Raw genomic sequence first — 23,306 nt, 5'->3', positions numbered from 1 at the left:
ACCTTTACACATCCGTCGGCGTCGGGTCGTCGCGGTCCTGCGTGGTTTCGGGTGTGGTCACGGGCGTATCGCGGGCGACCATTTCCTCCACGATCGCCTCTTCGGCCGCGTTTTCGGGCGTTTCATCGTCGTCAATCAACGCGACCGATACGACATGCTCGTTCTTGCCGACATTGAACAGGCGAACACCCGCGCTGCTCCGTCCAATCACGCGCAGGCTGTCCAGCCCGATGCGGATCAGTTTCGCCTGATCGGTGACGAGCATGAGCTGATCGGTCTTTTCCGCCTTGAAGCTCGCCACGACGAGCCCGTTGCGGGCGATATTGTCGATATTGGTGATACCCTGACCGCCGCGCCCGGTGCGCCGGTATTCGTAAGCCGAGGACAGCTTGCCATAGCCGTTCTGACAGATGGTGAGGATGAACTCCTCCGCTTCCGCCATGGCGGCGTGATCGTCGGACAGGCCGGTCGCATCGTCGCCATTCTTCCACGGGGCGATGCGCAGATAGGCGTCGCGTTCCTCCGGCGTCGCGGTTCCGCCGGCGAGGATGGAGAGCGAGACGACCTCGTCATCGTCCTTCAATCGCATGCCGCGCACGCCGGTGGAGGTACGGCTCTGAAACTCGCGTACGTCTTCTCCGTCGAAACGTATCGCCTTGCCCTGCCGCGTGGCGAGCAGAACGTCGTCCCCGCTTTCCAGCAAGGCCACGCCGATGAGGCGGTCATCGCTGTCGTCGTCGAACCGCATCGCGAATTTGCCATTGGACGGGATATTGGCGAACGCATCCATCGAATTGCGGCGCACGTTGCCCTTCGCCGTCGCAAACACGACATTCAACGCGCCCCAGCCTTCCTCATCCTCCGGCAAGGGCAGCACGGTCGCGATGCTTTCATCCTTGTCGAGTGAGGGGAGCAGGTTGACGATCGGTCGGCCCCGCGTCGCCGGACCGCCTTCGGGCAGTTTCCAGACCTTGAGGCGATAGACCTTGCCCGAGCTGGCGAAGAACAGCACCGGGTTGTGCGTGCTCGTCACGAACATCTCGGAAATGGCGTCCTCGTCCTTCGTCGCCATGCCGGCGCGGCCCTTGCCGCCGCGGTTCTGCGCGCGGAAGGTCGAAAGCGGGGTCCGCTTGATATAACCGTCCATCGTCACGGTCACGACCATCTCGTCCCGTTCGATCAGGTCCTCGTCCTCGAGCCCGTCCCAGGCCGGTGCGATTTCGGACAGGCGCGGCGTCGCATAGGTGTCGCGCACCTGCGTCAGCTCCTCGCGCATGACGGCATAGAGCTTTGCCCGGTCGGACAGGATTTCGAGATATTCGGCAATCGCCCTGGCGAGCTTTTCCAGCTCCTCGCCGATTTCGTCGCGGCCGAGCGCGGTAAGCCGGTGCAGCCGCAGATCGAGGATGGCGCGTACCTGCGTTTCGGACAGACGATAGGTCGCGTCCTTGTCCTCGTGCTCGTCGCTCTCGATCGCTTCGACCAGGCGCAGATATTGCGCGATATCGCCGATCGGCCATTCGCGTTTCAGCAGGGTTTCGCGGGCGAGGGCAGGGGTCGCCGACCCGCGGATGATGCGCACCACCTCGTCGAGATTGGTCACCGCGATCACGAGGCCGAGCAAGATATGCGCCCGTTCGCGCGCCTTGTTCAGCTCGAACTTGGTGCGCCGGGTGATGACCTCTTCGCGGAAGCGGATGAACAGGGAAAGGAAATCGCGCAGCGTCAGCGTCATTGGACGCCCGCCGCTGATCGCCAGCATATTGGCGGGGAAGCTCGATTGTGCAGGCGTGTGGCGCCAGATCTGGTTCAGCACCACCTCCGGCGTGGCGTCGCGTTTCAGATCGACGACGACGCGCATGCCCTCCCGGTTGGATTCGTCGCGAATGTCGGACACGCCCTCGATCCGCTTGTCCTTTGCGGCCTCGGCGATCTTCTCGACCAGGTTGTTCTTCCCCACCTGATAGGGGATGGAGGTCAGCACGATGGAACGCTTGTCGCCGCGCGCCGTCTCGATCTCGTGGCGGCAGCGCATCAGGACGGAGCCGCGCCCTTCGCGATAGGCGGCACGCGCGCCGGTCTGCCCCAAGATGAGCGGCGCGGTGGGGAAATCGGGACCGGGAATGATCTCGAACAGTTCATCGACGGTGATGGCGGGATTGTCCATCATCGCCAGCGTGCCGTTGATCACCTCGCCCAGATTGTGCGGGGGAATGTTCGTCGCCATGCCGACCGCGATGCCGCCCGCGCCGTTCACCAGAAGGTTGGGGTAGCGTGCGGGGAGGACCGAAGGCTCGCTCTCGCTGCCGTCGTAATTGTCGATGAAATCGACGGTGTTCTTGTCGATGTCGGAAAGCAGCGATTCCGAAACCTTCGCCAGCCGCGCCTCGGTATAGCGCATGGCGGCGGGCGGATCGGGATCCATCGAGCCGAAATTGCCCTGCCCGTCGATGAGCGGAAGGCGCATCGACCAATCCTGCGTCATGCGGGCCAGCGCGTCGTAGATCGCGCTGTCGCCATGGGGGTGATACTTACCCATGACGTCGCCGACGATGCGGCTCGACTTGCGATAGGGGCGTCCCGCGACGTATCCCGCTTCCTGACAGCTGTAGAGGATGCGGCGGTGCACCGGTTTCAGCCCGTCGCGCACGTCGGGAAGCGCACGCGATACGATCACGCTCATCGCGTAATCGAGATAGCTGGACTTCATCTCATCGACGATGTCGATCGGTTCGATGTCGGGCCCGCGCTGAGGGAGGGTATCGGTCAGGTCGTTCACGCCGGTTGGCTCTCTTTTATCAACTGTCATTGTCCGGACATTCGCCGGTGCGCCGCGACCCTAGGGCACGGGGCGCGCGAATGCCAGTCGAACGACCCTTCGCCCGGGCCGCGACCCCATGCTTTTCCACAGGGTCAGGCGGATCGTTCGCGCAGCCCATTCAATCGCTATTCAGCGTATCCCCCGCATAAGGCGGGCAAGAGAGATGACGCGGGGCACGGTTGCGTTCGCGGATTTTTGGCGGCATTTGACGCCATGTGTGTTTCGTTCGGTCAGTGGCGAAAGCCCGCTGGCTGTCAAGTTTTGGTGGAGAAAGATGAATATGAAACGTTCCATTTCCCGCATTGCGCTCGCGCTCGCGCTTTCGACCGGCGCCGTTGGTGCGGGTGCAGCGCCCGCGATGGCGCAGGATATCAAGATTTCGAAGGAATTCCGTCCCACCGCCGCCGAACTGCAGACGGCCGTTCAGGGCGCGAAGGAAAACGCCGCCGTCACCACCGCCTCGCAGCAGGCGCAGCAGGCGCGTCAGGCTTTCGTCAGCGCGCGCGAACCCGCCGCAAAGCAGCAGGCGCAGGCGCAGTTGACCGCGGCGCAGAACAGCGTGGATCAGGCACTCGGCGGTATTCGCGCGAAGATCGACGCCGCCGCCGCCGCCGCGACGAAGCCGGACGACCGGTATTTCGTCGGTCAGATCGCGCTGAACGCAGGGCAGCTGATGTTCGACCCGACGCTTCAGAAGCGCGGCATCGATATGATGCTCGCCAGCGGGTTGGCCCCGGCGGAGAACGTGCCCACCTATCAGTATTTCTCGGGCGCTCTCGCCTATGATTCGGGCGATTATGCCGGTGCGCGCGAGGCGCTGCCCAAGGCGATCGCCGCCGGTTATACCGAGAACGACGTCCGCATGCTGCTCGCCGAGAGCTATCTGGCCGACAACATGCACGAAGAAGGCCTGGTGAAGCTGAATGACGCGATCGAGGCGCGCCGCACCGCCACCGGTCAGCCGCAGACCGATCTCGTCTTCCGCGGTCTCGCCGTGGCGGCGAACAACGGTCTCAACGATCAGGCTTTCGAATGGGCCCTGCGCACGCTCGAGGCATCGCCCAGCACGGATCAGCGCAAGCAGGCCTATAGCGTGGTCGCTTCGCTCTCCCCCTATACCGAGGAGGAAGAGCTCGACCTCCTGCGGCTGATGCTGCGTGAGAATGCGATTTCGGACGAGCGTCAGTTTCTCGCCTATCTGTACCAGACCGACCCCCGCCTGCGTCCGGGCGAGGCACGCGCCGTCGCCAATGCCGGTATCGAAGCGGGCGTTCTCGACCGCAATGCGCAGGCCGTGACCGAGACGCTCTCGACCGCCAATGCGCGCTATGACTCGGTGTTGGCGGAAATCAATACCGACGCCGCCGGCGCCCGCAACGCCGCGACTGGCAAGGACGCGATGACGCTGGCCGACATCTACCTCGGCTATGAAAAGTCGAGCGAGGCGGCCGCGCTGTATCGCGTGGCGCTCGAAAAGGGCGGCGTGGACAAGGAAAAGGCGCTGACCGGGCTCGGCATCGCGCTGGCCGACATGGGTCAGTTCGCCGAAGCCAAGAGCACGTTCGAGCAGATCCAGACCGGCAACCGCACCAGCCTTGCGCGGGCGTGGGTGGCCTATGTCGATACGCAGATGGCCAGCTGACGGCCTGATGCATCGAAACGAGAAGGGCGGCCTCGCGGGGCCGCCCTTTTTCGTTCCGCCGTTTGAGAATGAGGGGGTCAGCGCATGCGTTTGATGAACGGCTGCCCATTGCGCATGACAACATCGAACTGGTCCAGTTCCCGCATCAGGTCGATGAGCCGCTTGTATCCATAATTGCGCACGTCGAAGCTGGAACGGTTGCCGGCGATCTGGCCGACCTCCCCCATGCGGGCATAGCCTTCGTCGTCGCGATTGGCCGCGCGGAATGCCTTGCCCAGCAACTGAACCAGTTCCTCGTCCACGGCGGCGCGCTTGGGCTTGCGCGGCTTACCCTCCTCGTCGGAACGGCGGCCGGCGGTGCCGGTATCCTCCGCATCGCCGGCGATGAGCGCGTCGATGTTGATGAAGCGGGTGCAGGCGGTCTTGAACGCGTCGGGCGCACGGTCCGCGCTGCCGAAGCCGTAAACGACGAGCCCGTCCTGCCGGAGCCGGGTGGCGAGGGGGGTAAAATCGCTATCCGACGACATGATACCGAAACCGTCGACCTTCCCGCGATAGAGCAGGTCGATCGCATCGATCGTCATCGCCATGTCGGTGGCGTTCTTCCCCTTCGTCAGGTCGAATTGCTGTTGCGGGTGGATGCCGAACTGGTTCGTGATGTCGCGCCATTTCGCCAGTTGAGGCTTGGCCCAATTGCCGTAGGCGCGGCGGATATTCACCTGCCCAAGTTCGGCAAGAACGGTCAGGACCGGATCGATCCCGGCGGGCGTGACATTGTCGGCATCGATAAGAAGCGCAATGTTGGAAAGAAGAGCATCAGACATATCGCCCCTGTGCGACGGCGCGCCCGCCAATGCAAGGCCGATCGCCGGCGCATGACCGCATCATCCGCGCGGACGAATGCGCGCCCTGGGTCTCATCTGCGACAACATTTCGGCAAAGCGGTCGGGCGGGATCACGCGTTCGAGTTGGCACCCGGCGCGCCTGTCCGCGGACCAGATGACATGTGCCTCGATCCGGCCGATTTCGGGCAGCCGCACGGTAAGCCTCTCCCCGCGATCGAGCACGACATCGCTTTGCGCCATGAAGCCGTTTGCGGAGATATTGCAAAGGCGCATCGGCAGATCGCCGTGGATGCGGTGGTCCGCCACCACCGGGTAGTCGACCGGGTGGCGTGTCGCCCTGCGAAGATCCGTGACCGATAGCCGTGCGCCGCCCTGCACCTGCGCCCCCATATGTTGATCCAGATCATCGGCTTACGATCCACTGGATAACATTTGGTAAACAGACGCCTACGCGTCGGGCGCAGGTCGGCGCTCAGCCGCGCAGGATGCCGTGGCGCTTCTTTCCGGCCGAAATGCGCATGTCTTCGGCAGGGGCCGCGATATGCAGGGTTTCGTCCGCGACCTGTTCGCCGTTCAACCGGGCGCCGCCGCCCGCGATCAGGCGGCGTGCCTCGCCCTTCGACTTGGCAAAGCCCACACCGATAAGCGCATCGACGATGCCGACGCCCTCCGCCGGCACCGCGAACACGGGAAGATCGCCGCCAACGCCGCCCGCCGCAAAGGTGGCCTGCGCCGTGGCTTCGGCCTTTTGTGCGGCATCCTCGCCCCGGCAAAGGGCGGTGACCTCGTTGGCAAGCCGGATCTTGGCCGCATTGATCCCGGCGCCCTCCGCCGCCTCCAGCTCCGCAATTTCGGCGAGCGGCAGATCGGTAAAAAGCCGCAGGAACCGGCCCACGTCCCGGTCGTCGCAATTGCGCCAGTATTGCCAGAAATCATACGCCGGCAGCATGTCTTCGTTAAGCCATACCGCCCCGTTCACCGACTTGCCCATCTTCGCGCCGTCCGCCGTCGTCAACAACGGCGTCGTCAGCCCGTACACCTCGCGCGCATCGACGCGGCGCGTGAGTTCGATCCCGTTGACGATATTGCCCCACTGATCCGATCCGCCCATCTGCAACCGGCAATCGTAGCGGCGCGACAATTCGCGGAAATCATACGCCTGCAAGATCATGTAATTGAATTCGAGGAAGCTCAAGGATTGTTCGCGATCGAGCCGCAGCTTCACCGAATCGAAGCTCAGCATGCGATTGACCGAAAAATGCTGCCCAATGTCGCGCAGGAACGGGATGTATTCGAGCTTATCGAGCCATTCCGCATTGTCGACCATGACCGCATCGGTCGGCCCGTCGCCGAAGGTCAGCAAGCGCGAAAACACCTTGCGGATGGAGGCGACATTGGCCGCGATGACGTCGTCCGTCATCATCGAACGGGCCTCGTCCTTGAAGCTGGGGTCGCCGATCTTGCCCGTGCCGCCGCCCATGACGACGATCGGCTTGTGCCCGGCCTGCTGCAACCGGCGCAGCATCATGATCTGTACCAGCGACCCGACATGCAGCGATGGCGCCGTGGGATCGAACCCGATATAGCCGGGCACGATCTGCCTTGCCGCGAGCGTGTCGAGCGCGTCGGCATCGGTCGCCTGATGGATATAGCCGCGTTCGTCCAGCGTGCGAAGCAATTGGGATTTGTAGGTCATCGTGGCTGTCCGTCCGGCAAGAATGGTTTGCGCGGCGCCCGTAACACGGGTTCCGCCGCGCGGGTAGGGGGAAGGCGAAGCGCATGGCGATGAATGACGACGAATGGATCGCACTGATCCCGCATCCGGCGGGCGATGCGGCGCCCTATGTGGTGTCGGCGAGGGTTCACTTCGCATCCGACGGGCGCTGGCTCATCGACTATCGCGTCAAAGGCGATATTGGCGGCATCGTCTGGCCGCCGCGCCGCACGCCCGAACGCACCGATGGGTTATGGCAGCATACATGCTTCGAATTGTTCGCAATGGGCGAGGGCGGCGGTTACCACGAATGGAACTTCGCGCCGGACGGATGCTGGGCCGCGTATGAATTTGCCGGTTATCGCACGCCGATCAGCCCGCCGCCCGCGACCTTTCCGCCGGTGATCGATTTGCGGATGGGCGATGTCGCGGCGGCGCGCGTCGCCGTCGATGTCTGGCCGGTCACGGGCGCGCAGCCATTGGCGGTCGGTCTTTGCGCGGTGATCGAACGGACCAGCGGGGATCGCGATTTCTGGGCTTTGGCCCATGGGGAGGGGCGACCCGATTTTCACGCACCGGCTTGCTTTGCCATGCAGATTTCGCCACCGGTGAACCCATGAAATTCGGTATTGATCGCCTCATCGCCGATGCGGAACTGCGCGGCCCGCTCATCGGGCGCCGCGTTGCGCTGGTGGCTCATCCTGCATCCGTCACGGCGGATCTGACCCATTCGCTCGACGCGCTCGCCGCGTGCGAGGGGATCACCCTATCCGCCGCCTTCGGCCCGCAGCATGGGCTGAAGGGGGACAAGCAGGACAACATGGTCGAAACCGCGGATGAGACGGATCCCGATTACCACATCCCGGTCTTCAGCCTTTATGGCGAGGTGCGCCGCCCGACCGACGCGATGATGGACAGCGCCGATGTGTTCCTCTTCGATCTTCAGGATCTGGGCTGCCGGATCTACACCTTCGTGACGACGCTGCTCTACATGCTGGAGGCTGCGGCGAAGAGCGGGAAGGCGGTCTGGGTGCTCGACCGGCCCAACCCCGCCGGGCGCCCGGTGGAGGGCACGATTTTACGCGCAGGGCAGGAAAGCTTCGTCGGTGCAGGGCCGATGCCGATGCGTCACGGGCTGACCCTGGGCGAGATGGGGCACTGGTTCGTGGCGCATTTCGGGCTCGACGTGGAATATCGCGTGATCGGGATGGAAGGCTGGCAGCCCGATGGCCCGGGCGATGGCTGGCCGCAGGACCGGGTGTGGATCAACCCCAGCCCGAATGCCGCCAATGTGAACATGGCGCGCGCCTATGCCGGGACCGTCATGATCGAAGGCGCGACCGTGTCCGAAGGGCGCGGCACGACCCGCCCGCTCGAAATATTGTTCGGCGCACCCGACATCGATGCGAAGGCGGTGCTCACCGAAATGCGCGGGTTTGCGCCCGAATGGCTGGCGGGATGCGCAATCCGCGAATGCTGGTTCGAGCCGACGTTTCACAAACATGCCGGCACGCTTTGTCACGGACTGATGATCCATGCGGAGGGGCCGTTCTACGACCATGCGGCGTTCCGCCCCTGGCGGTTGCAGGCGCTGGCGTTCAAGGCGATCCGGCGCCTGTATCCCGATTATGATCTGTGGCGCGACTTTCCCTATGAATACGAGTTCGACCGGCTGGCGATCGACGTGATCAATGGCGGCCCGGACTTGCGCGAATGGGTCGACGATCCTGACGCGACGCCCGCCGACCTCGACGCCATCGCGTCGCGGGACGAGGCGGCATGGCGGGACGAAATCGCGCCGCTGCTCCTTTATTGAACTAGCCGCGCTTTCGGCTCAACTCGCGCATCGCATCCTCCAGCCCCTCCATCGTGAGGGGGTACATGCGGTCGTTCATGATGTCGCGGATCATGCGGTTCGATTGCGTATGATCCCATGCGCGTCGCTCCTCCGGATTGAGCCACACCGCCGCGGGATAGGTATCGACCACGCGTTTGAGCCACACGCCGCCGGCCTCGGGGTTCATATGTTCGACCGAACCGCCCGGATGCGCGATTTCGTAGGGGGACATGGCCGCATCGCCGACGAACACGATCTTGTAATCGTGGCCATATTTGTGAAGCACGTCCCATGTCGGCGTGCGATCGGTCCAGCGGCGGCGGTTTTCCTTCCACACCCCCTCGTACAGGCAATTGTGGAAGTAGAAGAATTCAAGGTTCTTGAACTCCGCAGTGGCCGCGCTGAACAATTCCTCCACGTCGCGGATATGCGGGTCCATCGAGCCGCCCACGTCGAGGAACAGCAGCAATTTCACCGCATTGCGCCGTTCCGGACGCATCTTGAGGTCGAGATACCCTTGTCGCGCGGTGCCGCGAATTGTCGCATCGAGGTCGAGCTCGTCCGCCGCGCCCTCCCGCGCGAACCGGCGCAGGCGGCGCAGTGCCATCTTGATGTTGCGCGTGCCAAGCTCGTGCGAATTGTCGAGATCGGCGAACTCCCGCTTTTCCCAGACCTTGATCGCGCGGCGGTGCCGGCTCTTGCCGCCGATGCGGATGCCGGCGGGGTTGTAACCCGAATGGCCGAATGGCGAGGTGCCGCCCGTGCCGATCCACTTGTTGCCGCCCTCGTGACGCCCTTCCTGTTCCTCGAGTCGTTTCTTCAACGTCTCCATGATCTCGTCCCAGTCGCCGAGCGCCTCAATCTTCTCCATTTCTTCGGGCGACAGATATTTTTCCGCAATCGCGCGCAGCCAGTCCTCGGGAATGTCCACCGCGTCCTGTCCCATGTCGGCCAGAACCCCTTCGAACACCTTGTGAAACACCTGGTCGAAGCGGTCGAGAAGGCCTTCGTCCTTCACATAGATCGCGCGGGACAGGTAATAGAACGCCTCGGGCGTGCGGTCGATCACATCGCGGTCGAGCGCTTCGAGAAGAAGCAGATGCTCCTTCAGGCTGGCCTTGATTCCTGCTGCGCGCAATTCGTCGAGAAAGCCCAGAAACACGTTTTCACCGCTCCCGCCGGGCGAGGAAGGCCAGCCTTTCGAGCAGCATCACATCCTGCTCGTTCTTGAGCAGGGCACCGTGCAGGGGAGGGATCGCCTTTGCAGAGTCGCGGCTTTGCAACACGTCCATCGGCATGTCCTCGACCAGAAGCAGTTTCAGCCAGTCGAGCAGTTCCGACGTGCTGGGCTTCTTCTTCAGGCCCGGAACCTCCCGCAATTCGTAGAAGATTTCGAGCGCCTCGCTCACCAGGCGGTTCTGAATATCCGGGAAGTGGACGGCGATGATCGCCTCCATCGTCTCCCGGTCCGGAAACTTGATGTAGTGGAAGAAGCAGCGGCGAAGGAACGCGTCGGGCAGTTCCTTCTCATTGTTCGAGGTGATGACCACGATGGGGCGTTCCTTCGCCTCGACCCGCTCGCCGGTTTCGTAAACGTCGAAGCTCATCCGGTCGAGTTCCTGAAGAAGGTCGTTCGGAAACTCGATATCCGCCTTGTCGATCTCGTCGATGAGCAGCACGGGGAGGTCCGGGCTGGTGAACGCCTCCCACAGCTTGCCCTTGCGGATGTAATTGCCGATGTCGTGCACGCGCTCGTCGCCAAGCTGTCCATCGCGAAGGCGGGCGACGGCATCATATTCATAAAGCCCCTGCTGCGCCTTCGTCGTGGATTTGACGTTCCATTCGATGAGCGGCGCACCGGTAGCCTTGCTTATTTCATGGGCGAGCACGGTCTTGCCCGTGCCCGGTTCCCCCTTGATGAGCAGCGGGCGGCGCAGCGTCACCGCGGCGTTGACCGCGACCTTGAGATCGTCGGTCGCCACATAGTTGCTGGTGCCTTCGAAACGTTCTTTCATTGCCTGTCCTGCCGATCGTGTGTTCGTGTTCGCGTGCCTTCGTGCCACGGTCCCGGCCATTGGGACAAGCCCCGCCGTATCTTGGGGCCCGCGATCAGGCGTCGATCATGTCGCGGTCGAGTTCGCCGGCGCGGTTCTGAATGAAGTTGAAGCGATGCTCGGGATTGCGGCCCATGAGCTGATCGACAAGCTCCTTGACCGCGGCGCGCTGCTCGAATTCGGGGGGCAGGGTGATGCGGATCAGGCTGCGGCTTTCGGGGGCCATCGTGGTTTCGCGCAATTGCTGCGGATTCATCTCGCCAAGGCCCTTGAACCGGCCGACATCGACCTTCCTGCCCTTGAACACCGTCGCCTCCAACTCGGCCCGATGGGCATCGTCGTGGGCATAGCGGCTCTCCTTGCCCGCGGTGAGCCGGTAAAGCGGCGGCTGCGCCAGATAAAGGTGACCGCCGCGCACGATGTCGGGCATTTCTTGAAAGAAGAATGTCATCAGCAGCGTCGCGATATGCGCGCCGTCGACATCGGCGTCGGTCATGATGATGATGCGGTCGTAACGCAGATTGTCCGGGTCGCAATCCTTGCGCACCCCGCAACCGATGGCGAGCATCAGGTCCGCGATTTCCGAATTGGCGCGGATCTTGTCGAGGCTGGCCGAGGCGACATTCAGGATCTTACCGCGAATGGGCAGAATCGCCTGCGTCTTGCGGTCGCGCGCCTGCTTTGCGCTGCCGCCGGCGGAGTCGCCTTCGACAATGAACAATTCGGTGTCGCGGCCGGGTTCGCCCGAACAATCGGTCAGCTTGCCGGGAAGGCGCAGTTTTCGCGCATTGGTGGCAGTCTTGCGCTTGACCTCGCGCTCCTGCTTGCGGCGCAGGCGTTCGTCCATGCGCTCCATCACCTGGGACAGCAGCGCCTTGCCCCTGTCCATGTTCGCGGTGAGGAAATGGTCGAAATGGTCGCGCATCGCGTTTTCGACCAGCCGCGCAGCCTCCGGCGAGGTCAGGCGGTCCTTCGTCTGCGACTGAAACTGCGGGTCGCGGATGAAGAGCGAGAGCATGATCTCGCTGCCATTGGTGACATCGTCGGGGGTGATGTCCTTGGCCTTCTTCACGCCGGTCAGTTCGGCAAAGGCGCGCAATCCCTTGGTCAGCGCGGCGCGAAGACCCTGCTCATGCGTGCCGCCGTCGGGCGTCGGGATGGTGTTGCAATACCAGCTGTAGGAACCATCGGAATAGAGCGGCCAGGCGATCGCCCATTCGACGCGCCCCTGATCCGAACCGTCCTCGCCCTTCGGAAAATCCTGACTTCCGGCAAAGAAATCGGTCGTGGCGCATTCGCGGCTGCCGATCTGTTCGCGCAGATGGTCGGCAAGCCCGCCGGGAAACTGAAACACCGCCTCCTGCGGTACATCGTCGCTCGCCAGCGAAGCCGCGCATTTCCAGCGGATTTCGACCCCTGCGAACAGATACGCCTTCGACCGGGTCAGGCGGAACAGGCGCGCGGGCCTGAACTGCTGCTTGCCGAAAATCTCGGTGTCGGGGGTAAAGCTGACCGTGGTGCCGCGGCGGTTGGGGGCGGCGCCGATCTTTTCAAGCTTGCCCTGCGGCAGCCCGCGCGAAAATTCCTGTGCGAACAGCTCCTTGTTGCGCGCGACCTCGACCCGCGTCAGGCTGCTGAGCGCGTTGACGACCGACACGCCGACACCGTGGAGGCCGCCGCTCGTCGCGTAGGCCTTGCCCGAAAACTTGCCGCCGGAATGCAGCGTGGTCAGGATCACCTCGAGCGCGGATTGCCCCGGATATTTGGGGTGTTCGTCGACCGGAATGCCGCGACCGTTGTCGCTCACCGTCAGGCGGTTGCCTTCCTCAAGCGTGACCTCGATCCGGTTGGCGTGGCCGGCGACCGCCTCGTCCATGGCGTTGTCGATGACTTCGGCGGCGAGATGGTGCAGCGCGCGTTCGTCGGTGCCGCCGATGTACATGCCGGGGCGCCGGCGCACCGGTTCCAGCCCTTCGAGCACCTCGATCGAGGAGCCGTCGTAGTTTTCCCCCGAGGGCGAGGGCGCGTTTTCGAAAAGATCGTCGTCTGACATGGCCATCAGACTAGCGGCCCGAACGGCGCACTGGCAAGCGCGCCGTTCGGCTTATGTCCCGTTTTGGCCGCGGTCCGTCGGACGCCGCATCGCATCAAAAGGCGGTGGGTGCCTCCGACACGACGCGCATGCCGTTCGCGGTGACTTCGCGCACTTCGAACATGCGTTCGATCTCGCCGTCGCGATCGAAACGGAACGCCCCGTCAAGCCCGATGAAACCGCCTTCGTCCTCCAGCTTTTCAAGCGGGAAGCGCGTGCCGACGGGCCAATCCTGCGCGATATTGATGGCGAGCAGCACCGCATCGTAGCCCAGCGTCGCCACGCGATAGGGCGCACTGCCGAAGCGGGAGCGATAGCTGTCGCTGAACCGGCGATAGCGTCCGTCCGAAATGGCGGAGAACCACGCACCGCGCAGCGCCCTGCTTTCGGCGATGTCCGCCTCTCCGCTCCACAATTCGGTGCCGAGGAACCGGGCCGAGGCGTTCCGGTCGCGCAGCAGGGGCGCCGCGCGCACCGCGACACGCGCACCATCGGCGATCAGCACCGCGCCGAACCCGCCCTGCGCCGAAAGGCGATCGGCAGCCGCCGTGATGGAGCTCGCGCTGCGGTCGTAGGTTTCGACGCCGGCGATCCGCACGTCGAGATCGCGCGCGGTGCGTACCATCGCCTCCGACGCGCGGCGGCCATATTCCCCTTCGGGAACCAGCGCCGCGAAATCGCGCACGCCTTGCCCCGCGGCATAGCGCATCGTGCGGTCGATCGACTGTTCCGGCACCTGTCCCATGATATAGACGCCGCGGCCCGAAGCCTGGCTGTCGTTGGAGAAGCTGATGATCGGCACGCGCGCGGGGCCGGCGACGCGGGCGATATTGTCGATATTGTCCGAAAGAAGCGGGCCAAGGATGAGCCGGTTGCCATCCGCGATCGCACGCTCCGCCGCAATGCCGGGCTGGCTCGCCGTGTCGTAGGTTGTGATGCGGATGTTGGACGTATTGGTGTCGAGCAGCGCCATCGTGGTCGCATTGGCGATGGATTGGCCCACCGCCGCATTGTCGCCGGACAATGGCACGAGCAGGGCGACGCGGTGCCGATCCTCGTCCGCGTCGGGGAGGCGTTCGGCGGTCGGCCCCGTATCGCTTGGCGGCGGGGGCGGGGGCGGGGCGCGGTCGCTGCCCGGAATGATGCCCGCGCACCCGGCGAGCGAAAGCGCAAGCGCGCCCGTCAGCCCGCGGCGAAGGAACGCCCCGCGCGTGAGCGTGCCGGGGCGTTCCCCTGCCGCCGGCTTGTCCGCCAGATTGGCTGCGGCCCGTTCAAACATTGCTTGCAACTCCTCGATATACACGTGCATCACGATGCCATGACCGAAAATGCCGTTCCCGGCCAGCATGATGGCAGGCCCCTTTCTCCGGGTCTTTATATTGTCGCCACGCCGATTGGCAATCTTGGCGACATGACAATTCGCGCCGCCGATGTGCTCTCCCGCTGCGACGCTGTCGCGTGCGAGGATACGCGCGTCGCGGGAAAACTGCTCCACCATATCGGGGTGAAGAAGCGGCTGTTGCGTTATGACGATCATGCGAGCGGGGACACGCGCGACTATCTGCTCGGGCTGATGACGGACAATGCCGTCGCGCTGGTGTCGGACGCGGGAACGCCGCTGATCTCCGACCCGGGATACAGGCTGGTGCGGGCGGCGCGCGAGGCGGGTCTTCCCATCACCAGCCTGCCGGGGCCGAGCGCGGCGGTGGTCGCGCTCACCCTGTCGGGCCTGCCGACGGACCGGTTCCTGTTCGCTGGGTTCTTTCCGGCGAAGGACAAGGCGCGCGCCGACGTGCTCGCCGAACTGGGCGCGGTGGAAGCGACGCTGGTGTTCTACGAAACCGGGCCGCGGCTGGTTTCGGCGTTGGGTGCGATCGCGGCCACCTGCCCGGAGCGGGAAGTCTCCGTCGCGCGCGAACTGACCAAGAAGTTCGAGGAATGCCGCACGGCATCGGCCGCCGCGCTGGCCGATCACTACACCGCGCACCCGCCCAAGGGGGAGATCGTCTTGATGATCGGCCCGCCGGTGGCGACGGCGGCGCAGGATATCGACGTCGATGCGGCCCTTCGCGCCGAAATGGCGCAGCGCAAGCCGAGCCAGGCCGCCGCCCATGTCGCCAAGGCGCACGGCCTCGATCGCAAGGCGCTCTATGCCCGCGCCATGGAATTGAAATCATCATGAAGCGGCAAATCGCCGAAAAGCGTGGCCGCACCGCCGAACGCAGCGCCGCGCAATATCTGCAATCGAAGGGGTATCGCATCCTTGCCGAGCGGGTCCGAAATGCGGGCGGCGAAATCGACATCGTCGCCCGGCGCGAAACCATGGTCGTGTTCGTGGAAGTGAAATGGCGTGCCCGCGCCGCCGATCTCGACACCGCCATCGATGCACGGCGCCTTTCACGGGTCAGCGCCGCCGCCGCGATCGCCATGCACGACTATATGCAGGACGGCGACGATTGCCGGATCGACGTGCTGCTCCTTGCGCCCGGCCACATGCCGCGCCATCTGGAAAACGCGGGGCAGTTCTGATCTGCCGAAAACGCCCGAAGCTTTGCGGAGAATTGCCCAGTGTCCGAACAATTGCGCGTCGCCGTCCAGATGGACCCGATGGATTCGATCAACATCGCAGGCGACAGCAGCTTTGCATTGATGATGGCGGCGCAGGGCCGGGGCCATACGCTGTTCCATTATGACGTGCGTTCGTTGAGCTGGCAGGACGGGCGCGTCACCGCCTTTGCCGCGCCGGTGACGGTTCGCGATGTTGCCGGCGCTCATTTCGACATGGGCGATCATCGCACGATCGACCTTGGCCGCGATGTCGATGTCGTGCTGATGCGACAGGATCCGCCGTTCGACATCGGCTATCTCACCGGCACCTGGCTGCTGGAGCGGATTGCGGGTGAGACGCTGGTGGTGAACGACCCGGTTTCGGTGCGCAATGCGCCGGAAAAGGTCTATGTTCTCGATTACGCGCGCTTCATGCCGCCCACGCTCATCACCCGGCGGATCGAGGAGGTGCGGCGTTTTCAGGAAAAGCACGGCGCGATCGTGCTCAAACCCCTGCACGGCAATGGGGGGAAGGCGGTGTTCCGCGTCGATGCCGATGGCGCGAACCTTTCCGCATTGATGGAAATGTTCAATCAGACCTGGCCCGAACCGCACATGGTGCAGCCCTTCCTTCCCGAAGTGGCGAAGGGCGACAAGCGCATCGTGCTGATCGACGGGGAGGTGGCCGGCGCCATCAATCGCAAGCCGGGCGAGGGGGAGTTCCGATCCAACCTGGCGCAGGGCGGTTTTGCCGAGGCGGCGGATCTGACCCCGCGTGAGCGTGAGATCTGCGATGCGATGGGGCCGGACCTGCGTGAAAAGGGGCTGACGTTCGTGGGCATCGACGTGATCGGCGGCGAATGGCTGACCGAGATCAACGTGACCTCGCCCACCGGCATCGTCGCCATCGACCGTTTCAATAACAGCGATTGCGCCGGCATGATCTGGACCGCGATTGAGCGCCGGATCGCCGCGCGGGCGCGATCCTGATTTCCGCACGAGCCGGGTGTCGGAGCTTTTGCCGGTTCCAGGGGTTGGGGTACCGTTATGGACCAACAGGCATGAATGACGCTTCGGCATCGGCGATCGCGGGATGAGCGACTGGATCGTCTCGATCATCGAGGGTGGCGGCTATGTCGGCATCGCGTTCCTGATGGCGCTGGAAAATATTTTCCCGCCCTTGCCGAGCGAGGTCATCATGGGCGTCGCGGGCGTCGCCGTGGCGGAGGGGCGGATGGCGTTCTGGCCCCTGCTCGTGTGGAGCACATTGGGTGCGACGCTCGGCAATTATGCGTGGTTCCTGCTCGGCGACAGGTTGGGATATGAACGCATGCGCCCGTTCGTCGACCGGCACGGACGCTGGCTCACCATGGACTGGCGGCAGGTGGAGGCGACGAGCCGATTTTTCCGCCGCTGGGGCCAGTGGGTGGTGTTCTTCCTGCGGTTTTCGCCCTTGATGCGCACGATCATCTCGCTGCCGGCCGGTCTTGCGCATATGGGGCACTGGAAATTCCTGATCTACACGCTGGCGGGGACGGCAATCTGGAATGCGGCGCTCATCTGGGGTGCGGGGTTGATGGCGCGCTGGTTCCGGGAATTCGAACATTACATGGGCGATGCGGTTCTCGTGCTCGTCGTGGTGATGACCGTGTTCTACATCTACCGCGTGATGACGTGGAAGGCCGTGAACCACGATCCACGCGATCCGCCGACGTGATCGGGTTGATATGGCTCACCGCCCGGCGTATCGAGGCGACATGATCCCCGATATCCTCGCCGTGAATACGCAGATCGCCTCCGACCTCGTGTCTCGCACCGCCAGCACGGCGCGGGTCCAGCAGATCCTGCAACTGTCGCTGGCGCCGGCGTTCCTGCTGGCCGCGGTGGCGGCGATGCTGAACGTCATGAATCAGCGGCTGACATGGATCGTCGACCGGGTCGAACGGCTCGAACGCAGGGCAGAACGCGGCGGGCTCGACCGGGAGGTGCAGGAATTGCCGGCCCTTCTGCGGCGGCAGAAATTCGCGCATGTCGCCATTAATTTCAGCACCGGGTCCGCGCTGATGATCTGTATCGTGGTCAGCCTGATGTTCGTGTCGGCCTTCATCCGCCCGCCGCTCGGCACATGGGTTGCGGCGGCGTGGATCGCGGCGATGATGGGCGTGTTCGTAAGCCTGCTCTATTTCCTGCTCGAAACACAGCTTGCGACCCGCTCGTCCCGCGACCGGCGCCGCATCTCGCGCGAATTGCGCCGCCGGGAGGATGATTAGCCGCCCTCGCGCGCCTGTCCCTCGGCGGTGCGTTCGCGCTGGTGCGCCTCGCGATAGATGTCGAGCATGGTCGCTGCGTCCACCTTGGTATAGATCTGCGTCGAGCCAAGGCTCGCATGGCCGAGCAATTCCTGCAGACTGCGCAGATCGGCCCCCGCGGCGAGCAAGTGCGTGGCGAAGCTGTGGCGCAGCGCATGGGGCGTGGCCGATGACGGCAGGCCCAGCATTTGCCGCGCAGCCGCCACCGTCTTCTGCACGACGCCCTGCGACAATCGCCCCCCTTTCGCCCCGCGGAACAGCGGATCGCGGGGCCGCGCCGGCCATGGGGAGCGGGCGAGGTAATCCCCGACCGCGTCGCGCACAATGGGTATAATGGGCACGACCCGCTGTTTCCGCCCCTTGCCCATGACGGTCAGCGTGTCCCCCGGCGGCCATGCCCCGCAATCGAGCGCGAGCGCCTCGCCAATGCGCAGCCCAGCGCCATAGAGCAGCAACAGCACCGCACGGTCGCGCGCCCCGATCCAGTCTTCGTCAGACGCCTGCGCGACCATGTGCGACAGGTTCACCGCCTCGTCCGGGGTGACGGCGCGGGGAATACCTTTCTTTACCCGCGGCGCCCTGAGGCGAGGCGGCGTTTCATGCTCGATTCCAATGCGTTGACGGGCAAAGGTGATAAACGCCTTCAGCGCGGAAATTTCCCGCGCCGCCGATGCATTGGACAAGCCGTCACCGCGCCGCCGCGCCATATGCCCGCGCAGGGTCGTCGCATCGCATCGGGCCAGCCGTTCCCATCCCACATCGCGGCCGAGATAATCGAGCAGGCGCTTTGCCGCGGCCTGATACGCGCGTACGGTGTGCGCGGAACGGCGCAGATTATGCGTTTGGTGCGCGTGCCATTCGGCGAGCAGATCGGCCGAATGCGTCACGACAGCAGCAATTCAGGCTGCACCAGCTCGCCCAGCAGGCCGTCGAGCAGCACCATCCCCCGCGCCGTCACGGTGAGCCGCGACCCATCGAGCGTGACGAAACCGAGATCGCGGTACAGCGCCACTTGCCGCATTGCCACTAGCCCATCCATCGGCATGCCGAACCGCGCCGAAAGCCGGTCGAGATCAACGCCTTCATCCAGGCGCAGCCCCATCATCAGCGCCTCTGCCGCCTGCTCTCCGCGCGGGAGGTCGTGCGTTTCGCAAATGCCATGGCCTGCCGCAGGACGGCGGCGAGGTAATTCTACGGCTTTCGATGCCGCTGCGTCGCGGTGGCGCAGCGCCGGCCATGCGCGCCGGGACCGACGCCCGCATAATCGCCATAGCGCCAGTAGGTGAGATTGTGGCGGCTTTCCTGCCCCGGCCGCGCATGATTGCTCACCTCATATGCGGGCAGCCCCGCCGCCGCCGTCATCGCGCGCGTCATGGCGTATAGCTCGGCGGACATATCCTCCTCCGGCATGGCGAAGGCGCCCCGGCGCAGGTCGGTGGCAAAACGGGTGCCAGGCTCGATCGTGAGCTGATACAGCGAAATGTGCCCGGTGCCGAAGCCGAGCGCGCGGGTCAGCATGGCGTGCCATTCGTCCTGCGTCTGTCCGGGGAGGGCGTAGATGAGGTCGAAACTGACCCGTTCGAAATGCGCCTGCGCTGTGTCGAGTGCGGCAAGCCCCTCGGCCGCGCCGTGCAGACGTCCGAGGAACTTCAATGCCTTGTCATCGAAACTTTGCAAACCGAGCGAGGTCCGGTTGATGCCCGCCTGCGCCAGGTCGGCAAAGCGCGACGCCTCGACCGAGGACGGGTTGGCCTCCAGCGTGATCTCCACATCATCGGCAAAGGACCAGTAACGTCCCGCCGCCGCGATCAGCCGCTCGACCAGTTCGGGCGGCATCAGGGACGGCGTGCCGCCCCCGAAAAAGATCGAGGTCAGGGTGCGCTGTCCTGTCTGCTCCGCCTCGAACGCCATGTCGGCGAGCAGCGCCGTCTCCCATGCGGCGGCGTCCACCGTGTCGCGCACGTGGCTGTTGAAATCGCAATAGGGGCATTTCTTTGCGCAGAAGGGCCAGTGGATGTAAAGCGCCAGTGTCATGCCGTTATTTCAGCGCCGCATTGCCCCCCGAAGTCAAGCCCGCCGAACGCGCCGGCCCGCCCGATGGCGCTTCGGTTCAGGAACACGGGTTCAGGGGCACGCCAGTTCAGTCGCCAAACTGATCGCGACGCAATTTGGCGAAGGCGTCGGCCCGGTGGCTGATGCGGTGTTTTTCCGCAGGGTCGATCTCGGCAAAGGTCAGGTCGCGGCCTGCGGGCACGAATACGGGATCGTAACCAAAGCCCATATCCCCACGCGGCGGCCAAGTGAGCGAACCGTCGACGCGCCCTTCGTACACGGCCTGCCGCCCGTCGGGCCAGGCAATGGCAAGGACGCAGCTGAACCATGCATCGCGCGCCACGTCGGGCCCGCGTTCGGCCAGCATGCCCTCCACCTTGCCCATCGCCATGTACCAGTCGCGCCCGGCATCGCCCTCGAACCATTGCCGTTCGGCCAAGTCGGCGGTGTAGACACCGGGCCGCCCGTCCAGCGCGGCGACCGACATACCGCTGTCGTCGGCAAGCGCCGGCAATTGCGATGACTTTGCCGCCGCATGCGCCTTGATCAGCGCATTTTCGACAAAGGTGGTCCCCGTCTCCGACGGTTCCGGCAGGCCCAGCGAACCTGCCGAAAGACATTTCATCCCATAAGGTTCGAGAAGCGCGGAAATCTCCTTCAGCTTGCCCGCATTATGGGTGGCGATGACCAGCGAACCGGCGCCGAGACGGGGATTGTCACTCATGTCATGCGTCCTTTATGCGACGGCCCTCTTCACGCAACGGCCCTGTTCACGCGACGGCCCTATTTACGCGACAGCCTTGTCCTGCGCGGCGAAAATTTCGCCGCAACCGGTGCGGGCGAGGCGCAGCAGGCGCAGCAGGGCCTCCTCGTCATAGGTTGCGCCTTCTGCGGTGGCCTGCACCTCGGCGATGTGCCCGCCTTCGATGAGGACGAAATTGGCATCGGCGTCGGCGTTGGAATCCTCCGCATAATCGAGGTCGAGCACCGGCGTGCCATCGAAAATGCCGCAGCTTACCGCCGCGACCTTGCGGGTGAGGGGATCCTGCCTGATCGCGCCTGCATCCATCAATCCCTTGACCGCCAGCTTCAGCGCGACCCAGGCCCCCGAAATCGCCGCCGTGCGCGTGCCGCCATCGGCCTGAATCACGTCGCAATCGAGCGTGATCTGACGTTCGCCCAACAGCTTCATATCCGTGACGGACCGTAAGGAACGACCGATAAGGCGCTGAATCTCCTGCGTTCTTCCCGACTGCTTGCCCTTGGCGGCCTCACGCGATCCGCGGGTGTGGGTGGCGCGCGGAAGCATCGAATATTCGCCCGTGACCCAGCCTTCGCCCTTGCCGCGCAGCCATGGCGGAAGGCGTTCCTCGACACTGGCGGTGCACAGCACGCGCGTATCGCCGAACGCGATCAGGCACGAGCCTTCGGCATGCTTGGTAAAACCGGTTTCGATCGAGATCGCCCGCATTTCGTCGGGGGCGCGGCCGGATGGGCGCATGAATGTCTTCTCCTGTGGTGGTCTTCACGCGGTCTTACGGATGGCGCGGCGCGGCGCAAGGGCCATCGGCAGCGAATCCGGTAAAGCGGCGGCCCGCACCCCGGCCGATCCGACCGGGCAACATGCCCCGAAACGCTTGAGCATGGCCGCATTGCGCCTTATCTCACACATCATGACTTCGCCGCCCATCACCGAATTGACATCGCGAACGCGCGAAATCTTTCGCCTCGTGGTCGAAGGATATATCGAGACGGGCACCCCGGTCGGCTCGAAATTGCTGTCCGGCGCGGATGGCGTGAACCTTTCGCCCGCGTCGATCCGGTCGGTCCTTGCCGATCTGGAGCGTGCGGGGCTGTTGTCCGCCCCGCATACCAGCGCGGGGCGCATGCCGACGGAAAGCGGGCTTCGCCTGTTCGTGGACGGCATGATGCAGGTTGCCGAACCCACCGAACAGGAACGCGCCACGATCGAGCGCGAGCTTGCCAATCCCGGCCCTGTGGAAACCGCGCTTTCGCGAACGAGCGAGGCATTGTCGAACCTGTCCGCGTGCGCCGGGGTGGTGATGGTCCCCCCGCGCGAGCCACGGCTCGACCAGTTCAGCCTCGTACCGCTCGCGCATGGGCGCGCACTCGTCGTGATGGTGGGCGAGGATGGGGGAATCGAGAACCGCGTGATCGAAATTCCTGCCGGCGCCGGTCCCTCCGCGCTCGAACAGGCGGCCAATTTCATCAGCGCGCAATTGCAGGGCCGCACCCTGCCCGAGGCGTCGCAGGCCGTGCGCCGCGAACTGGACGCCGACCGGGCGAGCCTCGATGCTGCGGCGCGCGACCTTGCCGAACGAGGGCTTGCCATATTGAGCGAGGATGCCGCGCGTCGCCCGGTGCTCATCGTGCGGGGACAGGCGCGGCTGCTCGACGACGGGGCGGTTGCCGACCTTGAACGCGTGCGCTCGCTCATCGACGATATCGAACGCTCCGAACAGGTTGCGCGCCTGCTCGACAGTGCGCGCGATGCGCAGGCGGCGCGGATATTCATCGGGTCGGAGAACAAGCTGTTCTCGCTTTCGGGTTCGTCCGTCATCGCCTCGCCCTATCGCGACCGCGAAGGGCGGGTGATCGGCGTGGTGGGGGTGATCGGCCCGACGCGGTTGAATTACGCGCGGCTCGTCCCCATGGTGGATTTCACGGCCCGGTCACTGGGTCATTCGCTGGGCAATCCGCGCGGATGACCGATGGGGCAATCGCCGGTGCGCGGCAAAAATCGCGCCCGGTTTCATCACCGGACAACAGGACATGGAAACGTCAATGAACGACGAAGGCACTCACGACGAAGCGGTGGAACACGAACTGAAAGGCGTGCCCGAAGACATGCTGGACGATGGAACGCCGGAGGAAGCGGGCGAGGCGACCGGCGGCGACCGCGTCGCGGAACTGGAAAACGAGCTTGCCGAGGCGAAGCAGCAGGTGCTCTACGCCCGCGCCGAAACGCAGAACGTGCGCCGGCGCATGGAGAAGGACATCGCCGATGCCCGCGCCTATGCCGCGACCGGTTTCGCGCGCGACATCCTCTCGGTGTACGACAATATGCAGCGCGCGCTGGAGGCGATCCCGCCCGCCATGCGCGAGGATGAGAAGATGAAGGGCCTCGTCGCCGGGCTTGAGGCGACGGGACGCGAGCTCGACAAGATCTTCGGTCAGCACGGCATCACGCGCATCGCGGCAAAGGGGCTCCCGCTCGACCCGAATCAGCATCAGGCCATGATCGAGGTCCCTTCCGACGAGGAACCGGGCACGGTCGTGCAGGAGATGCAGAGCGGATGGATGATCCGTGAGCGTCTTCTTCGCCCCGCCATGGTGGGTGTTGCGAAAAAGCCGGATTGAGCGCCCGTCGTC

Annotated in this window: 21 protein-coding genes and 1 pseudogene; 10 read left to right on the top strand and 12 right to left on the bottom strand. The window is 64.6% G+C overall.

The window, feature by feature from the left end; translation table 11 throughout:
• Positions 1 to 4: 4 nt before the first annotated feature.
• Complete coding sequence (gene gyrA, locus K4G67_RS05765; protein ID WP_420830003.1) at positions 5 to 2,710, bottom strand: DNA gyrase subunit A; 2,706 nt, start codon at positions 2,708 to 2,710, stop codon at positions 5 to 7.
• A gap of 391 nt (positions 2,711 to 3,101) precedes the next feature.
• On the opposite strand from gyrA, the gene K4G67_RS05760 reads away from it, so the two are divergent.
• Entirely contained in the window at positions 3,102 to 4,463 is a 1,362-nt protein-coding gene (locus K4G67_RS05760; protein ID WP_239805431.1) for a hypothetical protein, read from the top strand.
• A gap of 77 nt (positions 4,464 to 4,540) precedes the next feature.
• Here the strand turns inward: K4G67_RS05760 and K4G67_RS05755 are convergent, their stop codons facing one another.
• From K4G67_RS05755 to tyrS, 3 genes are all read right to left on the bottom strand, one after another.
• Positions 4,541 to 5,287 carry an NYN domain-containing protein gene (locus K4G67_RS05755; RefSeq protein ID WP_239805430.1) on the bottom strand — a complete coding sequence of 249 codons (747 nt, stop codon included), beginning with the start codon at positions 5,285 to 5,287 and terminating at the stop codon, positions 4,541 to 4,543.
• 60 nt (positions 5,288 to 5,347) lie between these two features.
• Positions 5,348 to 5,698 (bottom strand): PilZ domain-containing protein, encoded by a 351-nt coding sequence (locus K4G67_RS05750; RefSeq protein WP_239805429.1) that lies wholly within the window; start codon positions 5,696 to 5,698, stop codon positions 5,348 to 5,350.
• 82 nt (positions 5,699 to 5,780) lie between these two features.
• Positions 5,781 to 7,004 (bottom strand): tyrosine--tRNA ligase, encoded by a 1,224-nt coding sequence (gene tyrS / locus K4G67_RS05745; protein ID WP_239805428.1) that lies wholly within the window; start codon positions 7,002 to 7,004, stop codon positions 5,781 to 5,783.
• Positions 7,005 to 7,087: 83 nt separating this feature from the next.
• On the opposite strand from tyrS, the gene K4G67_RS05740 reads away from it, so the two are divergent.
• Together K4G67_RS05740 and K4G67_RS05735 are read left to right on the top strand one after the other, a co-directional pair.
• Positions 7,088 to 7,642 (top strand): DOMON-like domain-containing protein, encoded by a 555-nt coding sequence (locus K4G67_RS05740; protein ID WP_239805427.1) that lies wholly within the window; start codon positions 7,088 to 7,090, stop codon positions 7,640 to 7,642.
• On the top strand, positions 7,639 to 8,838 hold the full coding sequence (locus K4G67_RS05735) for an exo-beta-N-acetylmuramidase NamZ family protein (RefSeq protein ID WP_239805426.1): 1,200 nt from the start codon (positions 7,639 to 7,641) through the stop codon (positions 8,836 to 8,838). The genes K4G67_RS05740 and K4G67_RS05735 overlap by 4 nt, the downstream gene beginning before the upstream one ends.
• A gap of 1 nt (position 8,839) precedes the next feature.
• Here the strand turns inward: K4G67_RS05735 and K4G67_RS05730 are convergent, their stop codons facing one another.
• The 4 genes from K4G67_RS05730 to K4G67_RS05715 form a co-directional block, all read right to left on the bottom strand.
• Positions 8,840 to 10,021, bottom strand: coding sequence for a vWA domain-containing protein (locus tag K4G67_RS05730; protein WP_239805425.1), 1,182 nt, complete (start codon positions 10,019 to 10,021; stop codon positions 8,840 to 8,842).
• A 4-nt stretch (positions 10,022 to 10,025) separates the two neighbouring features.
• On the bottom strand, positions 10,026 to 10,874 hold the full coding sequence (locus K4G67_RS05725; RefSeq protein WP_239805424.1) for an AAA family ATPase: 849 nt from the start codon (positions 10,872 to 10,874) through the stop codon (positions 10,026 to 10,028).
• A 94-nt stretch (positions 10,875 to 10,968) separates the two neighbouring features.
• On the bottom strand, positions 10,969 to 12,966 hold the full coding sequence (gene parE, locus K4G67_RS05720) for a DNA topoisomerase IV subunit B (RefSeq protein WP_420829998.1): 1,998 nt from the start codon (positions 12,964 to 12,966) through the stop codon (positions 10,969 to 10,971).
• Positions 12,967 to 13,060: 94 nt separating this feature from the next.
• The gene (locus tag K4G67_RS05715; RefSeq protein ID WP_239805422.1) at positions 13,061 to 14,353 is read right to left on the bottom strand and encodes a penicillin-binding protein activator; all 1,293 of its coding nucleotides are present in this window, start codon (positions 14,351 to 14,353) and stop codon (positions 13,061 to 13,063) included.
• Here K4G67_RS05715 and rsmI point away from each other — a divergent pair.
• From rsmI to K4G67_RS05690, 5 genes are all read left to right on the top strand, one after another.
• Entirely contained in the window at positions 14,324 to 15,187 is an 864-nt protein-coding gene (gene rsmI / locus K4G67_RS05710; RefSeq protein ID WP_239805421.1) for a 16S rRNA (cytidine(1402)-2'-O)-methyltransferase, read from the top strand. The two genes, K4G67_RS05715 and rsmI, sit on opposite strands and share 30 nt — an antisense overlap.
• Positions 15,184 to 15,534 (top strand): YraN family protein, encoded by a 351-nt coding sequence (locus K4G67_RS05705; RefSeq protein WP_239805420.1) that lies wholly within the window; start codon positions 15,184 to 15,186, stop codon positions 15,532 to 15,534. Before rsmI ends, K4G67_RS05705 begins: the two co-directional genes overlap by 4 nt.
• Positions 15,535 to 15,573: 39 nt before the next feature.
• Entirely contained in the window at positions 15,574 to 16,542 is a 969-nt protein-coding gene (gshB, locus tag K4G67_RS05700; protein WP_338026396.1) for a glutathione synthase, read from the top strand.
• 103 nt (positions 16,543 to 16,645) lie between these two features.
• Positions 16,646 to 17,269, top strand: coding sequence for a DedA family protein (locus tag K4G67_RS05695; protein ID WP_239805419.1), 624 nt, complete (start codon positions 16,646 to 16,648; stop codon positions 17,267 to 17,269).
• A 40-nt stretch (positions 17,270 to 17,309) separates the two neighbouring features.
• Positions 17,310 to 17,822: a DUF2721 domain-containing protein gene (locus tag K4G67_RS05690; RefSeq protein WP_239805418.1), complete on the top strand. Its 513-nt coding sequence runs from the start codon at positions 17,310 to 17,312 to the stop codon at positions 17,820 to 17,822.
• Here K4G67_RS05690 and K4G67_RS05685 read toward each other — a convergent pair.
• The 4 genes and pseudogenes from K4G67_RS05685 to rph form a co-directional block, all read right to left on the bottom strand.
• The gene (locus tag K4G67_RS05685) at positions 17,819 to 18,748 is read right to left on the bottom strand and encodes a tyrosine recombinase XerC (RefSeq protein WP_239805417.1); all 930 of its coding nucleotides are present in this window, start codon (positions 18,746 to 18,748) and stop codon (positions 17,819 to 17,821) included. The two genes, K4G67_RS05690 and K4G67_RS05685, sit on opposite strands and share 4 nt — an antisense overlap.
• Positions 18,745 to 19,895 (bottom strand): annotated as a pseudogene (gene hemW, locus K4G67_RS05680) (radical SAM family heme chaperone HemW). The gene K4G67_RS05685 and the pseudogene hemW overlap by 4 nt, the downstream one beginning before the upstream one ends.
• Before the next feature lie 106 nt (positions 19,896 to 20,001).
• Entirely contained in the window at positions 20,002 to 20,637 is a 636-nt protein-coding gene (rdgB, locus tag K4G67_RS05675) for an RdgB/HAM1 family non-canonical purine NTP pyrophosphatase (protein ID WP_239805416.1), read from the bottom strand.
• Positions 20,638 to 20,700: 63 nt separating this feature from the next.
• Complete coding sequence (gene rph, locus K4G67_RS05670; protein WP_239805415.1) at positions 20,701 to 21,414, bottom strand: ribonuclease PH; 714 nt, start codon at positions 21,412 to 21,414, stop codon at positions 20,701 to 20,703.
• A gap of 172 nt (positions 21,415 to 21,586) precedes the next feature.
• Here rph and hrcA point away from each other — a divergent pair, with 172 nt between their 5' ends.
• Both hrcA and K4G67_RS05660 read left to right on the top strand, forming a co-directional pair.
• Entirely contained in the window at positions 21,587 to 22,642 is a 1,056-nt protein-coding gene (gene hrcA, locus K4G67_RS05665) for a heat-inducible transcriptional repressor HrcA (RefSeq protein ID WP_239805414.1), read from the top strand.
• Between the two features lie 76 nt (positions 22,643 to 22,718).
• Positions 22,719 to 23,294: a nucleotide exchange factor GrpE gene (locus K4G67_RS05660; RefSeq protein WP_239805413.1), complete on the top strand. Its 576-nt coding sequence runs from the start codon at positions 22,719 to 22,721 to the stop codon at positions 23,292 to 23,294.
• Positions 23,295 to 23,306 lie beyond the last annotated feature (12 nt).

It is taken from the genome of Croceicoccus hydrothermalis (assembly GCF_022378335.1).
Classification (GTDB): Bacteria; Pseudomonadota; Alphaproteobacteria; order Sphingomonadales; family Sphingomonadaceae; genus Croceicoccus; species Croceicoccus hydrothermalis.
This window is presented reverse-complemented; position numbering and strand designations above follow the sequence as displayed.

Excerpts from the sequence above, each read along its gene's own strand:
- gyrA (WP_420830003.1), bottom strand. The coding sequence starts at position 2,710 with ATGAAGTCCAGCTATCTCGATTACGCGATGAGCGTGATCGTATCGCGT.
- K4G67_RS05760 (WP_239805431.1), top strand. The coding sequence starts at position 3,102 with ATGAAACGTTCCATTTCCCGCATTGCGCTCGCGCTCGCGCTTTCGACC.
- K4G67_RS05755 (WP_239805430.1), bottom strand. The coding sequence starts at position 5,287 with ATGTCTGATGCTCTTCTTTCCAACATTGCGCTTCTTATCGATGCCGAC.
- K4G67_RS05750 (WP_239805429.1), bottom strand. The coding sequence starts at position 5,698 with ATGGGGGCGCAGGTGCAGGGCGGCGCACGGCTATCGGTCACGGATCTT.
- tyrS (WP_239805428.1), bottom strand. The coding sequence starts at position 7,004 with ATGACCTACAAATCCCAATTGCTTCGCACGCTGGACGAACGCGGCTAT.
- K4G67_RS05740 (WP_239805427.1), top strand. The coding sequence starts at position 7,088 with ATGGCGATGAATGACGACGAATGGATCGCACTGATCCCGCATCCGGCG.
- K4G67_RS05735 (WP_239805426.1), top strand. The coding sequence starts at position 7,639 with ATGAAATTCGGTATTGATCGCCTCATCGCCGATGCGGAACTGCGCGGC.
- K4G67_RS05725 (WP_239805424.1), bottom strand. The coding sequence starts at position 10,874 with ATGAAAGAACGTTTCGAAGGCACCAGCAACTATGTGGCGACCGACGAT.
- parE (WP_420829998.1), bottom strand. The coding sequence starts at position 12,966 with ATGTCAGACGACGATCTTTTCGAAAACGCGCCCTCGCCCTCGGGGGAA.
- rsmI (WP_239805421.1), top strand. The coding sequence starts at position 14,324 with ATGACCGAAAATGCCGTTCCCGGCCAGCATGATGGCAGGCCCCTTTCT.
- K4G67_RS05715 (WP_239805422.1), bottom strand. The coding sequence starts at position 14,353 with ATGCTGGCCGGGAACGGCATTTTCGGTCATGGCATCGTGATGCACGTG.
- K4G67_RS05705 (WP_239805420.1), top strand. The coding sequence starts at position 15,184 with ATGAAGCGGCAAATCGCCGAAAAGCGTGGCCGCACCGCCGAACGCAGC.
- K4G67_RS05695 (WP_239805419.1), top strand. The coding sequence starts at position 16,646 with ATGAGCGACTGGATCGTCTCGATCATCGAGGGTGGCGGCTATGTCGGC.
- K4G67_RS05690 (WP_239805418.1), top strand. The coding sequence starts at position 17,310 with ATGATCCCCGATATCCTCGCCGTGAATACGCAGATCGCCTCCGACCTC.
- rdgB (WP_239805416.1), bottom strand. The coding sequence starts at position 20,637 with ATGAGTGACAATCCCCGTCTCGGCGCCGGTTCGCTGGTCATCGCCACC.
- rph (WP_239805415.1), bottom strand. The coding sequence starts at position 21,414 with ATGCGCCCATCCGGCCGCGCCCCCGACGAAATGCGGGCGATCTCGATC.
- hrcA (WP_239805414.1), top strand. The coding sequence starts at position 21,587 with ATGACTTCGCCGCCCATCACCGAATTGACATCGCGAACGCGCGAAATC.
- K4G67_RS05660 (WP_239805413.1), top strand. The coding sequence starts at position 22,719 with ATGAACGACGAAGGCACTCACGACGAAGCGGTGGAACACGAACTGAAA.